4 protein-coding genes and 1 tRNA gene are annotated in these 18,092 nt (G+C 40.7%); 3 read left to right on the forward strand and 2 right to left on the reverse strand.

Features of this window, described 5'->3' with window-relative positions:
- Positions 1 to 116: 116 nt before the first annotated feature.
- The gene (locus G9H65_RS13510; RefSeq protein WP_205753291.1) at positions 117 to 10,097 is read left to right on the forward strand and encodes an invasin domain 3-containing protein; all 9,981 of its coding nucleotides are present in this window, start codon (positions 117 to 119) and stop codon (positions 10,095 to 10,097) included.
- 286 nt (positions 10,098 to 10,383) lie between these two features.
- Positions 10,384 to 14,430: a T9SS type B sorting domain-containing protein gene (locus tag G9H65_RS09215; RefSeq protein WP_166375052.1), complete on the forward strand. Its 4,047-nt coding sequence runs from the start codon at positions 10,384 to 10,386 to the stop codon at positions 14,428 to 14,430.
- Between the two features lie 244 nt (positions 14,431 to 14,674).
- Here G9H65_RS09215 and G9H65_RS09220 read toward each other — a convergent pair whose 3' ends face one another.
- Together G9H65_RS09220 and G9H65_RS09225 are read right to left on the reverse strand one after the other, a co-directional pair.
- A complete protein-coding gene (locus G9H65_RS09220; RefSeq protein ID WP_166375053.1) occupies positions 14,675 to 15,514 on the reverse strand; it encodes a metallophosphoesterase family protein in 840 nt (279 codons plus the stop codon).
- A 110-nt stretch (positions 15,515 to 15,624) separates the two neighbouring features.
- On the reverse strand, positions 15,625 to 17,262 hold the full coding sequence (locus G9H65_RS09225) for a DUF5060 domain-containing protein (RefSeq protein ID WP_235927487.1): 1,638 nt from the start codon (positions 17,260 to 17,262) through the stop codon (positions 15,625 to 15,627).
- A 94-nt stretch (positions 17,263 to 17,356) separates the two neighbouring features.
- Between G9H65_RS09225 and G9H65_RS09230 the strand changes: the two genes are divergently transcribed.
- Positions 17,357 to 17,428 (forward strand) — tRNA-Arg (locus G9H65_RS09230).
- Positions 17,429 to 18,092: the final 664 nt, after the last annotated feature.

The raw sequence follows: 18,092 nt of genomic DNA on the forward strand, positions 1-18,092 counted from the left end.
ACACAGCAACAGGCTATACCGGCATTAAGTCGATCACGTTCAGTGGAGCGAATGCTTCAAGTAGCCCAGCTACCAACCCAACCGTAGCAGGCACGAACTTTGGTACAGCAACGAGTGTGACCTTCAGCAATGGAGTAGCGACAGCAAGCTTGAGCTTGTACCATGTCGAATCAGCAGTGGTAGCAGCAAGCGATGGAAGCATCACAGCAGCAGGATCTGACCGCTTAACTGTAGCTGTTTCTACAGGTAGCTTCTCGACCTTTGTTGTTACTATTAGTAGTCCACAACAAAGTGGAACAGGATTTACTTTCGGAGGTACCAATACCTTAACAGCGAAAGATGCTTATGGTAATACGGTAACCAACTTTGATGCTTCAACCAATAATATTTCAGTAACTAGTAGCTTGCTTGGAACAATTACTGGATTATCTGGAGTAAATAAGTTGTCAGGATCCGGTGACTTTGTGAGCGGTATAGCCAACATAAGCAATTTAACGTATACAGGTGTTGCTGGTATTGGAACCTTTACCTTTACTCCAGCTACAGGTATAGCCGTAACCAGTTCGAATGTAACAATAAGTGCAGGTTCTGCCAGTAAGTTCATTATTACAGGAACAGGCACCCAAACAGCAGGAGCTAGTCAAAACATAACGATTACAGCCAAAGATGCGAGTGGTAACACAGCAACAGGCTATACCGGAGCTAAGTCGATCACGTTCAGTGGAGCGAATGCTTCAAGCAGCCCAGCTACCAACCCAACCGTAGCAGGCACGAACTTCGGTACAGCCACGAGTGTGACCTTCAGCAATGGAGTAGCCACAGTGAGCATGAGCTTATACAAAGTAGAGTCGGCAGTGGTAGTAGCCACAGATGGCTCCGTGACAACCAGTGGATCTGATCGCTTGAGCGTAACAGTAAGCCCAGCGGCATTTAGCAAATTAGCTTTAAGCTTAGCAGGACCACAGATTAATGCCGTAGCGTTTACAGGTACAAATACCTTGACGGCTTTGGATGCTTATGGCAATACGGTAACGGGCTTTGATGCGAGTGCGAATAACATCACGGTAACAACGACAGGCTTAACAGGTAGCATAACTGGATTATCTGGAACGGATAAATTGAATAGTGCTGTTGACTTTAGCAGTGGAGTAGCGAACTTGACAAGCTTAGGCTTGAAGTACACAGGAACAGTAGGTTCTGGAACCTTCACGTTTACTCCTGCCACAGGAACGGCAGTAACGAGTGGAAGCATTACCATGAACGCTGGTTCTGCCAACCGTTTGGTTATCACTGGAACAGGTACGCAAACGGCAGGTACTACACAAACAATTACGATCACCGCGAAAGATGCGCAAGGAAATACCATCACATCTTATACAGGTGATAAGTCATTGACCTTCTCAGGAGCACTTAGCTCATTGAGTCCAGTGACTACTCCTAAAGTGACAGATAAAAATTCAAATCAAGTTAGTTTAGGAACCGCTGCTACTATCACATTTACAAATGGGGTAGCAACGACCAACTTAGGCTTGTATTTGGCTGAATCAGTTACGATCGAAGTAAGTGATGGAACATTGTCAGCTACTGGAGCAGATCGTTTGGCAATTACAGTAGGTGTAGGTTCATTCTCTAAATTAGGATTAACCTTGGCTGCTTCTCAATCAAGTGGCACCGCCTTTACAGGTACTAATACCCTGACTGCTTTGGATGCCTATGGCAATACCGTAACAGGCTTCAATGCAGCTACGAATAATGTAACAGTTACATCTAGCTTAACAGGAAGCATCACAGGATTATCGGGTACTAATAAGTTAAGCGCTGCCGGTGACTTTGTCAATGGTGTAGCGAACTTAACTAGCTTAGGCTTAACCTTTACAGGAACTACGGGTACTGGTACATTTACCTTTAGTCCAGCTACAGGATTGGGAGTGACAAGCTCTAATGTGAGCATAAGTTCAGGTTCGGCAACACGTTTAGTCATTACGGGAACTTCTGCTACACAAACAGCAGGTGCAACTCAGTCGATTACCATAACGGCCAAAGATGCCAATGGAAATACAGTGACAAGTTTCACAGGAGACAAAACACTCATATTCTCTGGTGCAAGCAATTCACCTAATGGAAACTTTATAGCAAGTGCCAATAATAAAACGGCTGTTGCAACCAATTTTGGAAGCAATACTATCCTAACATTTACCAATGGTGTGGCTAGTTCTAGCTTGGTTCTATATGCAGTTGAAACAGCAAATATTGCTGTAAGTACTACTGGAATCACAGCCTCAAGCGGATCTGATCGATTAACAGTATCGGTGAATGCCTCGACGTTTAATCAATTGACTTTGAGTTTAGCTGCGACTCAGTCAAATGGCATTGCTTGGACTGGAACCAATACCTTGACGGCAAAAGATGCTTATGGTAATACAGTAACAGGATTTAGTGCTGCTTCCAATAATATTACGGTTAGCTCTAGCTTAACAGGAAATATAACAGGATTGTCAGGAACCAATAAATTGAATGCAGCGGGGGACTTTGTGAATGGTGTAGCGAATTTAACTAGCCTAGGAATAGTTTACTCAGGTTTAGCAGGTTCAGTTAATTTTACTTTCACACCATCAACTGGAATAGCGACAACAGGAGGTCCTGTTACCATTAATCCAGGGGCATTAAATAAATTGATTATCACAGGAGCAGGAACCCAAGTAGCAGGTACAGCTCAAACCATTACTTTGACAGCCAAAGATTCTGGTGGAAATACCATCACAAGCTATACTGGTACCAAGAGTTTAACATTCTCTGGAGCTACAGCTTCAACACTTCCGGTGACAAGCCCAATTGCTGCCAATACAGCCTTTGGTACTGCTACAAGTGTCGTATTTACCAACGGTGTCGCTACAGTTAGTTTGAACTTATTTAAAGTTGAAACTGCCGATATTTCAGTAACAGATGGTACAATTACTTCTACAGGTACTGATCGTTTATCGGTCAATGTCAATCCAGCTGTCTTTAGTAAATTACAAGTAGCTTTAGCCAGCACACAAGCAAATACGCTAGCATTTACAGGTACCAATACCTTGACTGCTTTGGATGCCTATGGTAACGTGGTGACCAACTTCGATGCTTCTGTGAATAACATTACTGTTAGTAGCAGTTTAACAGGTAGTATCTCTGGATTATCTGGAACAAACAAATTAAGTAACTCAGGTGACTTTATTAATGGTGTAGCTAACTTAACCACCCTTGGATTAACATTTACAGGAACGGCTGGAACGGGTACATTTACTTTCACTCCTGCAACAGGTACCGCGGTAACAAGTACGAACGTAAGTATCACAAGTGGTAGTGCTATTAAATTCATTTTGACTGGTACAACAAGTCAAACAGCAGGTATTGCGCAAACCATCACCATTACGGCTAAGGATGAAAGTGGTAACACGGTTCCTTCTTATACAGGTGCTAAATTATTGACTTTCTCTGGAGCAAATCCATCGACAAGTCCAATAACGAAAGCAACTGTCGCTGCTACTGATTTTGAAACAGAAACAACCATTACATTCACGAATGGTGTCGCCACGGCTAATATGATTTTATATCATGTAGAAAGTGCAGTGGTTGCGGTGACAGATGGAAGCATTTCAGCTAGTGGAACTGATCGCTTAACCGTGGCAGTAACAGCGGGAAGCTTTAATAAATTAGCTGTAAGCTTAACTAGTCCTCAAAACAATGCAGAGACGTTCAAAGGTATTAATACCTTAACAGCGAAAGATGCTTATGGTAACACAGTAACAGGCTTTAATGCAGCTACGAACAACATTAGCGTAAGCACTAGCTTAACAGGTGCTATTAGTGGTCTATCAGGAACAAATAAATTGAGTGCTGCTGGCGACTTTGTCAATGGTGTGGCTAATTTAACTAGCCTAGGCATGATTTATACTGGAAATCCAGGAACGGGCACATTTACCTTTACCCCAGCAACAGGTACAGCCATTACAAGTGGAAATATCTTAATCAACGGAGGCGAGGCAACCAAATTAGTAATTACTGCAGCTGCTTCAACAGCTACTGCAGGTGTACCTCAAAGTATTACCATTACGGCAAAAGATAGTAACGGAAATACATCGACAATTTATTCAGGTACGAAGTCATTGATTTTCTCTGGAGCGAGCAACTCTTTAAGTCCAGTAACCACGCCTTTGGCAGGAAGTACCAACTTTGGTTCTGCTACTTCCATTAATTTTGTCAATGGTGTAGCAACCTTGAATGTCACGCTTTACAAAGCTGAAACCGCATTAATCTCGGTTACCGATGGAACCATCGTCAGTGCAGGAGCTGAGCGCTTAAGTTTAACAGTGAGTCCAAGCACCTTCTCTAAAATGTCAGTGAGCTTGGCATCTCCTCAAAATAGTGCCGTAGCATTTACTGGAACAAATACATTGACGGCTCTAGATGCTTATGGTAACACAGTAACAGGCTTTAATGCAGCTACGAACAACATCAGCGTAAGCACTAGCTTAGCAGGAACGATTACTGGTTTATCGGGTGTTAACAAATTAACTAGCGCTACCGATTTTGTGGCTGGTATTGCTACATTGACTGGATTCACTTATTCTGGTATTACAGGCTCTGGCACGTTTACCTTTACCCCAGCTAGTGGTACTGCTGTGACAAGCACGACAATTGTAATTAATGCCAATGTAGCTAGCGGAGCTACTTCTACCTTGACTCCAATCAGTGCGAGTTTAGTAGCAGGTGCTACTCCACAGACATTAACTGTAACCGCAAAAGATGCCTCAGGTAATGCCTTAACCACTGGCGGTGCTACTGTAGTAATTTCCAAATTGTCTGGAGTAGGCACAATTTCTGCCGTGACAGATAATGCCAATGGTACATATACTGCCACTGTCAGCTCATTAGAAGCAGGAACAGGCGTATTTGTTGCCACCATCAATGCTAGTCCAGTATTGAGCGGTGCAGCTACCCAAACGCAAGCAAGTATCACCTTCACTGTAGGGGCAGCCAATGCTACTGCATCCACATTAACTCCAACGACCGCTAATCTATTAGCAGATGGAAGTACACAAACATTGACTGTGACGGTTAAAGACCAGAATGGTAATTTGATTACAACTGGTGGAGCTACTGTATTAATTACCAAATCATCGGGTGTAGGTACAGTTTCTGCTGTGACAGATAATGGCAATGGAACTTATACGGCTACCGTTAGTTCTACGACCCCAGGAACGGGTGTATTTGTAGCAAGCTTAAATGCTAACCCTGTCTTGAGTGGAACAAGTAGTCAAACAACTGCTAGTATTACTTTCAACGCCGGTGCTGCTACGAAATTGATAATTACAGGTTCTGGTACTCAAACAGCCGGTGGGCAACAAATTGTCACCATAACAGCTAAAGATGCTAGTGGTAACACGGCCTTAGGATATACAGGATCTAAATTAGTAACCTTCAGTGGTGCTACTAGTTCAGCAAGTCCAGTGACAGCCCCAAGTATTGATGGGACTAATTTTGGTACAGCGACCAACTTAAACTTCACATCAGGGGTAGCTACTGCGGTCATGAGATTGTATAAAGCTGAAACAGCTACAATCACAGCTTCAGAAGGCACCATGACAACGAGCGGTTCAGATCGCTTAACTGTAGCCGTGAATGCAGCGAGCATGTCTAAGTTTGAGCTGAACTTAACTAGTCCACAAGTAGCTGGCCAAGTCTTCGTAGGTGTAAATACCCTAACTGCTCAAGATGCGTTTGGAAATGTCATTACGAATTTCAATGCAAGCTCGAACAACGTGACGGTCACTTCTAACCTAGTAGGAACTATCTCTGGTTTGTCTGGAGTTAATAAATTGAGTGCAGCCACTGACTTTGTCAATGGAGTTGCCAACTTAACAAGTCTTGGTTTAATTTATACAGGAGAAATTGGTTCAGGTACTTTTACTTTCACCGCTTCTACTGGAGTAACCATCACTAGTCCAAGCATTACCTTAAGTTCTGGTGAAGCAGCTAAAATTAAGTTGAGCACCATTGCCAATCATATGGCAGGTCTATCACAAACAGTAACGGCCACTTTGGTTGACGTGACCAATAATCCAGTAAAAGCTACATCTAATGGAGTGATTACCTTGACCGTTAAAACAGGTACAGGAACCTTAATAGGAACCGTATCAGCCACCTTATTGGCTGGTTCGAGCTCCGTGGATATTAGCGGTTGGAATTATACGAAGAGTGAAACAGGTGTTGTGTTAGTAGCTACTGGAAGTGGGTTGTCGAGCAGCAATGTAACAGGCAAAACAGGGGAGTCGAATGCCTTCAATGTTACAGCCGGTGCTCCTGCGAAATTTATTATAACCTCGAGTCAATCAACTGTTCAAGCTGGTAGTACCATTACTGTTACCGTAAAGGCAGTTGACCTATTTGATAACATTGTGACAAATTTCACAGGAGATCAATTGTTACAGTTCTTGGGAGCTTCACAGTCCCCTAATAGTTTATTTAACCCTCAAGCAGGTGTTACTCAAACCGCTCCTGCCTCTATACCAAGTGATGCCAAAACGCAATCAAGAGTAGAGACAAGCAAGAAAACGACTAGCTCGACTGTTAATATTTTGAGTAGTGCTACGGGTGGAGCAAGTTTAGGAACTGTTAATACAGGAAAAGCCAATGCTACAGCAAACCAAACATTGAATGGTATGACACCATTTGGTGCAAGCTTTACCGTGAAATTTGTGAATGGTGTAGCCACAGTACAATTAGTATTATTTGCAGCCGAGGTGGCTAATTTAGAGGCTAAAACTTCAACAGGTTCAATTGTCACGAAGCCAGAAGATAAATTGCCTGTAACGGTCGTGCCATCTACCTTCTCAACCTTAGCCGTAGAATTGGATCAACAGCAAGAAGCTGGTAAACCTATCACAGGTTCAATGACGGCAATCGATGATTACGGTAATACGGTTACTTCGTTTAATGCGGCTGTCAATCCAGTTAAAATTGTAGTAACCAATATTTCAGGATCAACGACAACAGAACAAAATACCTACATTTTGTCTAAAGCAACGGACTTTGTTAGTGGTATCGCTGATTTCTCTGTCTTAGGAATTACCTATAAACAAGGTACTTCGGGCTCGAGTAAATTCACGATTACGCCAACAGAAGGAGCTGCGGTTCAAACACCGGAAATTGTGGTTGTCTCAGCAGATACTGATGGAGATAGTGTCTCTGATGAGCAAGAATTAATAGATAAAACGGACATGAACGATGGCTGTTCTTATTTGATGAGCTCGTTTGTGATGTCGAAAACATCCGCAGGCTGGAAAGCCATGGATTGCGACGGCGACGGTTCTCCAAACGGAACAGACATTGAACCATCCAACGCTTGTTCAGGTGGTGTGGCAGGTTATATTCCTCCAAAAGGAAGTATTGGATATGCCAAATATTTTGCGGGCGACTGCGATAGTGACGGTATTTCAAATGAAATGGAATGTAATGGTGGATACTTAGGAACAGGTACTTGCCAAGACTTTGATTCAGATGGTATTCCAAACTTCTTGGACCCAGATTCGGATAATGACGGTATCCTAGACATGATTGAGAAGAACATGGATAGCGATGGAGACGGTGATGCCAACTATTTGGATTTAGATTCTGATAACGACGGTATTTTAGATACTCAAGAAAGATCGTTCGATACAGATGGTGATGGTGTTATGAACTTCTTAGATATTGATTCAGATAATGACGGAATCTTGGATGCTTGGGAAGGAACAGATAATAAGCGTGGAACCATCGATGATAACTACGATGGCCGTGTGGATAAAAATGGTTCAAGTCCAGATGTCAACGGAAACGGATTAGCTGACTTCTTAGAAGGTAACCCAACGCCAGTGCCAGATACGGATAAGGATGGAACACCAGATTACATCGACTTAGACTCGGATGGTGATGGAATCGTAGATAAGATTGAATTAACCAATGATGCAGATAAAGACGGAAGACCAAACTACCGTGATAAAGATTCTGATGGGGATTGGTTAGGTGATAGCGATGAGCGTGATACAGATAATGACGGAGACCGTATTCCAAATTACTTAGATGATGATTCGGATGGCGACGGAATTCCAGATGCATGGGAAGGAAAAGATAAGTGTAGAGAATGTGATAATTCGAACGATGACAATGACAATGGATGGGATGATCGTGGAGAATACAAAGCGGTGATTGATTCGGACAAGGATGGTTCGCCAGACTTCTTAGACTTAGATTCAGATAATGACTGCATCCGTGACGGAGTGGAAGGTGGAGCAGATTGGGATCAAGATAAATTGGCCAACTTCCGAGATACAGATTCAGACGGAGATGGAATTTTAGATATTGTTGAAGTAGGAGATTGTACTAAACCATGGGATACAGATGGAGATGGCTTGAAAAACTTTGAAGATACCGATTCGGATGGTGACGGTATTCCAGATGCTATTGAGGCAGGAAAAGATCTTTCTAAACCAGTAGATACGGATGGCGATGGCATTCCAGATATGTTAGAATTGGATGCGGATAATGACAGCATTCCAGACAAAGTGGAAGTAGGCAGCGACGTATGGAAACCTTTGGATACGGATAAGGATGGAAAATACGACTTCCGTGATACGGATTCAGATAATGATACAGTTTCCGATAAAATGGAAGTTGGTCCAAATCCAAACATGCCTAGAGATTCAGATAATGATGGTTTAGCCGATTTCCGTGATGTGGATTCTGATAATGACACCATGCCAGATGGCGTAGAAGTAGGTATCATTAACGGTGCTCCAGTGGATACCGATAAAGATGGTCTTGCGGATATGTTGGATACCGATTCGGATAATGACACGATTCCAGATAGCATCGAAGCAGGAAAAGTACCATTGGTACCTTTGGATTCTGATGGAGATTTATTGCCAGATTACCGCGACATAGACTCGGATAATGATGGTATGCTAGATCGTTTGGAGGTAGGTGCAGATGTTAACAATCCTTTGAATACGGATGGAGATGTACTGGCAGATGGTACTCCTAAATACGATTACCGTGATACAGATTCAGATAATGACGGTATCCCAGATTTCATGGAAGCAGGCGCTGACCCATTGAAACCACAGGATTCTGACGGTGATTTGGTACCTGATTACCGTGAATTAGATGCAGACAATGACGGCATCCCAGATAGTGTAGAAGCTGGCAAAGATCCGATGATTCCTGTCGATACAGATAAAGACGGTAGAGCGAACTATACCGATACAGATTCTGATAATGATACCATCTCGGATAAAATAGAGGCAGGAGATAATCCTAAAGTGCCAGTGGATACTGATAAAGATGGCTTGCCAGATTACTTGGATCTAGATACCGATGGGGATACTATTCCAGATAAGGTAGAGGTTGGATCTGATCCAAACAGACCAGTAGACACGGATAAAGACGGTATTTATGATTTCCGCGATTTAGATTCTGATGCCGATGGTATTCCAGATAAGATGGAAGCAGGATTAAATCCAAATATCCCAGATGATACCGATGGAGATGGTTTAGCCGATTATCGCGACGTAGATTCGGACAATAATGGTATCTCGGATAAAGAAGAAGTGGGTCCAGATCCATTGCGTCCTATTGACACCGATGGAGATGGTGTACCAGACTACAAAGATCCAGATGATGATGGAGATAGTATTCCTGATAAGTTGGAAGATGATTTGAACTATGGTGCATTACCAGATTGCGATAAAGATGGTATACCAAATAGCAAGGATAAGGATATTTGCGAACCGTTTGTGACGCAAGGCTTCTCTCCAAATGGGGATGGTATCAATGATAAGTTTGTGATTCCTGGTATCATGAGTATGCCAAGCCACCACTTAAGCATCTTTAACCGTTGGGGTAATATAGTTTACGAAACCGACAATTATAAAAATGATTGGGGTGGGGAGATACCAAAAGGCATAGGTGTTGTTCAAGGAGAAGGTACAATTACGGATGGTGTTTATTTCTACATCATCGACTTCAAGGGAGCAAAACCAAATATTCAATCATTCATTTATGTGAATAGATTGGATAAATAAAGAGATTGAATGGATGCCCTATACATCCATTCAATAAGAGGGAAACCTCAAAAACATTAGAACACGGATTGCAGAAAGTCGGGACTTTTTAAGTTTCGACTTTTTTATTGGGCTAAAATTGACCCAAAAATTCCTATAAAAACGAGAACAAATTTTTAACCATTTAATAAGTATTATTCTATCAATCTTTAGATATTTGTGGAGCAATGAATAATTGCAAATTCTAACCACTAATAGCCAGACTAAACACCCAAGCATTTGGGTATTAAGTTTGTGCACATAAAAAATGTGTTCTAATCATCCTACCCATCAAAAAGCCATAGGCTTTTTAGGCCATTCGCCTAAGACAAATTTTTCATTCTTCTTTTGTGTATGTATTCCATTGATTTTCTTAAGCCTTGGGGCTAAAGCAAAAAGGATTCATGATAATGGATCACATGCTTTAATTCCGCCAAAGGAATGGAAACAGAAAGTGGAATCCCCTAGAAATAATCTAAACACTGGCTTGTCTGCTAAATATGTAAGTACGGCTACCCGCTTAAAAATAACAGGAGAAGCTCAGCAAATTGCTGGAACTAGTCAAGACATCACCATTACCGCACTAGATGATGATGGGAATGTGGATGTGAGCTATACAGGTACAAAAAACCTTTTTTTTTCTGGAGCAAGTACCGTTTTTGAGTTAGATTCCAGTGAATTAATAAGGCCAGGTGGAAAGGTTATAGTATTAGCGGATCTAAAACCAACAGTGAATGAAGTGAATTTTGAATCAACGCTATTTAGCGTCTTTTTTGCAAATGGGATGGCTACTTTGTCTTTAACCTTATATAAAGCTGAAAATGCCATAATAACTGTTACAGATACAAATTCGGGAATAGTATCTTCAGGATCCGATCAACTTCAAGTCAATGTATCCCCTGATAATTTTAATAATTTTCGACTATATATTAGCCAAGAACAGTTTAATCGAATTCCCTTTTTGGGGAGAAATTTAGTGAAGGCTGTGGATAGGTATTATAATACCATTGTAGATTTTGATGCTAGTTTGGAACCTGTATTCATAAGACTTTCCAATTTACCAGGAATTTTTGTAAGAGCCTCTGGTTCAAATTTATTGAACTTGAAATCAGATTTTGTCCAAGGAGTTGCTGATTTAACAGCAATAGGAATGGTTTATTCTGGTAAAGCCAACGTTATTGGAAATTTAATTGTTGGATTACACAATAATCAAAATGTAAACAATGCTATTCCCATGTATTATAGAGGAGGAGATGGGGCAAGTTTAAAAGTACTCAGTACTTCTGGAAATTCTAATTTAATTCGTAATGCTGGAAGAGATTTTGATATGATAATTAGAGCTTTTGATTTGGATGGGAATATCGCTGATTATTATAGAGGTAATAAATCCATCACTTTTTCTGCTAGTGCAAGTCTAGCCAATACAGGCCAAATCCCTCAAATTAATGAACGCAACATAGGTGAAGTAAATACATTTTTTTTTGACAATGGCCAGACTCCCATTTCTGGTATACCCTCGATATTTTATAAAGTAGAAGAGTTTTACATTTCTGCCACAGATGGGACAATTTCTTCCTCTTCAATTTCTGATCAATTATTAGTTAAAATAAATCCTAATCCTACATTAGGAAGATTCAAAGCCCAATTATACAGTCCCCAAACCTCAGGAGAATCATTTATCGGAGAAAATACACTTACCGCTTTAGATATTTATGACAACGTTATCACTAATTATAATGCAGGAACCTCAGTAAATAATGTTCGAGTTACGACCAGTTTAAATGGAACCATCACGGGTTTATCAGGAGTCAATGTATTGAATCGAGCGGGTGATTTTGTCGGTGGTGTAGCCAATTTAACCCGATTGGGATTGAAGTTTACAGGTCGGGAAGGCGTAGGGACATTTACTTTTACCAGAAACCAAAATAATGTTTCTGGAACCAGCAATGCCATCACCATGTACTCCGGCGATCGGGACCAAGATGGCTTATTGGACACCTATGAAGTCGGGAATAATGCTGAATTACCTCATGATTCCGACCAAGATGGCTTAGTCGATTTCGTGGATAAAGATTCCGATAATGATTCTTTATTAGATGTACTTGAGGGTGGGGGAGATACGGATCATGACGGTATTCCCAATTTTCTAGATCTAGATTCAGACGGAGATTGGTTGGGTGACAGTGATGAACGAGATGGCGACAATGATCTAGATGGTAAGCCCAATTACGTAGATGACGATTCTGATAATGATGGTATACCCGATGCTTGGGAAGGTAAAAATAAATGTACTACTTGTCTATCCAAACAAGATGATCAAGGTGATGGATGGGATGATCGTGGACAGTTTGTCGCAATAATAGATACCGATAAAGACGGCCAGCCTGATTTCCTTGACCAAGATTCAGATAATGATCAAATACCCGATCGTGTGGAATTGGGAGCAGATATAGACGGAGATGCTACTCCAAATTTTAGAGATTTAGATTCCGACAATGACGGTATTCCTGATACATTAGAAGCGGGTAATTTCGAACATCCCCGTGATACTGATTTAGATGGATTAGCTGATTTTGAAGATGTGGATTCAGATAATGACGGCTTATCGGATCGAGTGGAGGTTGGCCCAAATCCTAACTCACCCTTGGATACAGATCAAGATGGGATTCCAAACTACCTAGATTTGGATGCAGATGGTGATGGCATTTCAGATGTCACAGAACTAAGTAAAAATCCATTGCATCCAGTGGATACAGATGCGGATGGACAGCCCGATTATTTGGATCAAGATGCAGACGGCGATGGTATTCCCGATGCAATTGAAAAAGGAGCCAAGGCAATTCCTCAAGACTCAGATCAGGATGGTGCAGCCGATTTTCAAGATACAGATTCTGATGGAGATAGTATTTCAGATAAGCTAGAAGCAGGAGCCAATCCCCTGATTCCTGTTGATACCGATACGGATGGTATAGCTGATATTTTGGATTTGGATTCAGATAATGATGCTATTACGGATCAAATCGAAGTGGGAGAAAACCCGCTTCTCCCACTCGATACAGATTTGGATGGAATCGCTAATTATCGGGATGTAGATTCTGATGCAGACAGTATTCCAGATCAAATAGAAGTAAGTCAAAACAATGCAATACCCCTAGATACCGATTCAGATGGGAAAGCAGATTACCTAGATGCGGATGCGGATAATGACGGAATCCCAGATCAAATTGAGGTGATTTACAAAGGGGATAAGCCCGTGGATACCGATGCGGATGGCAAGGCAGATTATATAGACTTAGACTCGGACGGGGATGGTATTGCTGACTTGTTGGAAGCTGGCGCTAATCCGCTCAAGCCTTTGGATACAGATCAGGATGGTTTGCCTAATTTCCAAGATATTGATTCAGATGCTGATAGTATTTCAGATACCCAAGAAGCAGGATTAAATCCAGAAATTCCAGCTGATTTTGATGCAGACGGTATTCCCAATTACATGGATGTAGATTCGGATAACGATACAATCCCCGACAAAGTTGAAGCAAAACCGGCTTTGGCTGGTCCAAAAGATACGGATCAAGATGGATTTGCTGATTATTTGGATCTAGATTCGGATAATGATAAAATTCTAGATCGTTTTGAAGTTGGGAAGGATGTGAATAATCCAATGGATAGCGATCAGGACGGAATTGCCGATTTTCGCGATGTAGATGCAGATGGAGATAAAATACCTGATGCAATTGAGGTGGGAAAGAATCCTTTAAGTCCAATAGATTCCGATGGAGACGGGAAACCTGACTACCTTGATATTGATTCCGATAATAATGGCATTATCGATACCGACGAGGTTGGTCCAGATCCTACGAATCCTCTAGATACAGATGGCGATGGAATATATAATTATTTGGATGCAGATGATGATGGAGATGGCTTAATAGATAAGCTAGAAGATGATGTCAACTTTGGGGCACTTCCAGATTGTGACCGTGACGGAATACCTAATTCATTAGATGCTGATGTATGTGATACTTACCTGACCAATGGCTTTTCTCCTAACGGCGATGGCGTAAATGATTACTTTGTCATACCGGGAATTAAGTCTTTGCCTGACCATCATTTGAGTATTTTTAATCGATGGGGTAATCTGGTATATGAAACAGATAATTACCAAAATAATTGGGATGGACAATCCACCAATTTGGATATTCCTATGCTAGTTGACGGTAAAATTGTGGACGGTATTTATTTTTATCTGATTGACTTCAAGGGTCTTCGGCCTACGATTTCTTCCTTTTTATATGTCAATCGATTAAAAAAATAAAATCTTAAGTGGTTTATTAAATGTAGAAAGTCGAGCGGTTTTACTGCTTGACTTTTTTTTATAAAGAATACCTATTTATAATTTTCATCAAATCGAATATCAATTTCTTGGACAATTTATATGAAATCTCATTCGTTAAACGGCTGATTAAACCTGCTTCCGCAACGCTGGCAGGGTTTGGAACCCTGACAGCGTTAGGAGTTTCGCTATTTTCCTGCGTGAAAACACGGTTTAATCCTGGCGTTTAGAAGCTTAATTCTTCCATTTTTACTTCAGGATTCATCATATAAGTGATTAATGTTCCATCATTCAATACTTCCCCCACACGGTAACCTTTATACGGAGTACCCCAGCTCCCTCCAATATGGGAATCAAATAAAAACGGAGTATTGTTCATCATTTTTACCCCATCTTGATCATGCTCATGTCCATGAAAGGCAGCCTTCACATTTGGGTAATTTTTCAACAAATCAAAAAACTCAGGATGGTCAATCCCATGCTTGGTCCATTTGGCCTGAGGGATATGCAAAAACACTAAAACCTGCTTGTACTTTTTATGCGCGTCTAATTGCTCTTTCAACCAAGTTAAATCGGGGCAAAGGTACTTGCCCTGCTCATTGGATGTGTCACCTAATAAAATCCCTACTTTTTTATGTACTACTTGGTGATTCAATGGTGTTCCCCAAATGTCTTTCCAGTATTCCGGACTCACTAAATCATGGTTACCTCGGGTAACATAATAAGGCATTTTTAATCCGTCTATCTTCAGTTTGGCTTTGGGCATCCAAGTCTTATCATCGTGAACGATATCCCCGTTCATGACACAAAAATCCAATGGATTTTCTGCATGGAACTGGTTGATTTGTGCAATGGCCTTATCCAACATTTCTTCAAAAGCGGTGTTTGGCTGGCCATAATGTATGTCAGAGGCTACGATAAAACGTAATTTTACTTTCTTACGATACGACTCGACTTCACTAGCACTTAATGCTTTGACTTGTCCAGAAAGGAGAAATATTGAAGCAAAAGAAACTTGTTGAATAAAATTTCTTCTGCTATGGGATAGCTGTTCTTTTTTTGACATAGAGGTTTAGATTGAAAACTCAATTTATCTTTTTTAAACTATAAACTTATCCTTGTCCAAGATTCTTAATACTTTCTTAATTAAAATATCCCAAGTAATTTTCGTTTTCTTTATTGTATTTCCCTAATCCTTACTGCCAAATAGGGTTTTTCTGGTAACCTGATTTTCTTGTAATCCTTATCGAAAAAGCGGTAATCTCTTTCTTTTCCAGTTTCAAAGATCTCGGGCAAAGTCCGAATCGTCATACCATAGGTATCAATAATATCTACCTTAAAACGAGTTCCAGCAGTCAATTTACCAAAGGCTCCGTTATTGATCGGTAAATTAAAAATCCAGTAATCTTGAATTTGTTTGCCAAAATAGACTAAATAATGACCCTTACCACCCGACGAAGTAACATTGTCACGAGATACATCCGACAAACTCATTGGGCCAGGACCTTCTTCCAAGATTTGCCTTAAAAAGCCCACTCTTTTCCAACTTTCTCCGATGAATCTTCCTCCTTTGGCCCAGAATATCGTATCTCGGTGGTCTTTGAACATAAAGGATTCTCCATGAGTTACATAGGTACCTCCTATGACACCGTTCCAAATCAAATGCGTCATCGTTTCAGGACTATAGCGACCCCAGCGTGATGTAAGATTGCCCTCATAGCCAACTTCATCCAAGACGATTGGCTTGTGATAAACATTTCGAAGCATAGCAGCGGAATTAGGACTTTGAACGGGCGACTCATCTTGAACGCTCACGTGGGTAAATTCAGGTTTCCAATAATCGTAATAAGTGGCTGTAGCTCCATGAATGGAACATAAATGACGGTAAGGGTCTGCTTTGACCACTGTTTTTGTTAATTCGTCCCAGTCCGCAATCGTTTTCGATTTGACATAATCCCACTCATTGGCCATGGACCACCAGACATTTCTAAAAGATGAGATTCGAGCCAACAGATATTGAATATAGCGAATATTGACTTCCTTGGGCATGGCATCAAATCCCCATCTTCCTTTGTCGTAGGGATGAAAAAGAATTAAATCCGCCTCGATTCCCATGTTTTGCAAAGCATCAATTTGTTTTTCCAATTGTTGAAAAAAAGCTGGATTAAACTGAGTGTAATCCCAAACTTTCACTTCATTTCCTTGGGCATCGCGTTTGGTTTCTTGTAGGACAAAGGGGTAAAGATTAGGTTCTTCTTTGACCAAATCATAGTTTTTAGGGAAAACACACATCCTGATTTTATTGAACCCTGATTTTTGTAGGGAATTTAATGTCAATTGTTGCAATTCAGCACCCATGTGATTCCAAGCATAGGCAGTCGTGCCTAATGGATAGTAATTTTTATCATCGGAATAGCTGAAATGAAGCCCTTTTGTTTTTACTGGCCCATGATTTTGTGCAGATGGAGTCACACATTCAAACGTCCCAGTCTTTTTATCCAGTCCTGGCACGTTGCTTATTGTCGTGTATTTCCATGATCCTAATCGAGTGGACATAAATCGTAGTTTGAAACGATTGTTGCCATCATAAAAACCAGAAACGGTTAGCGTTGTATCTTGGTGAACAAATATGGCTTTGAATTCCACATCTTGAAATCCATTTCCTTTAAATGCTGTTTGATAGGTTAATTCCACTCGATTCCAGCGTTCCAATTGCTCTTGAGCTAGTCCAAATGATAGGCTAAATAGGAAGCTAATACATAATAGATATGATTTTAAATATCGAAGGGGATTCATGTAAATATGTCTTTGCATTTTAAAGATGAATCAAAGCTACAAGTTTAAGCGTTTGCTCATCAAATATTATCGAGATTTTTGTTCTAAAATGATTAATTTGCAAGCCTATTTTGGCGCCATAGTTCAACGGATAGAATAGACGTTTCCTAAACGTTAGATGTGGGTTCGATTCCCGCTGGGGCCACTATGAAATGATAAGTTATAGGTTATAAATGGAGATTATTCAATTCTACATTCTACATTTTCCATTCTTCATTGAGGTTAACCGCATGGTCATGTCGAATGACAGATAATATGGATTTGTAATCTCATGTTAAATGTTGGCTTCGAGAGCCTCAGCCAACATCGAGAACTTCAGCCTACATTATTCACAAACGATAGCATTCTACATTGAACGGTTAATCCCAACGAAAGATAGGAACGTAGCATGAGCGAAGCAAAAGGAAATTATAAATGATGAATTATAAAGTATTAATGGTGGTGGCTAATTCTACATTCTACATTTTTCATTTTACATTCTAAACAGTCCTATGCTGAGTGACAATCGGTTCCGCGCAGCGGAATTCGTCTTAGGATTAACCGTATTTCTCTCGTTTTTTTTGTTTCTTTTTTTATGAAAAAAAAGAAAAACCATGAAAAGAATTGTTCCAATTAAGTTAATGATAAAATGAAAAAGAATAAGCCAGCCCTTTATCGTTTCATCATTTCATTAGGATTTTCTTTTTTTGAAAAAAAAGAAACAAAAAAACTTCTTTTTTTGTCGTGCAGCCAAGGCGAATTCCACTTTGCGGAACCGTGATTCACTTCGCTATCGCCTATATTTTTGACGCCGACGCACATCGCCTATG

The organism is Aquirufa ecclesiirivi, from assembly GCF_011250515.1.
GTDB lineage: Bacteria > Bacteroidota > Bacteroidia > Cytophagales > Spirosomataceae > Aquirufa > Aquirufa ecclesiirivi.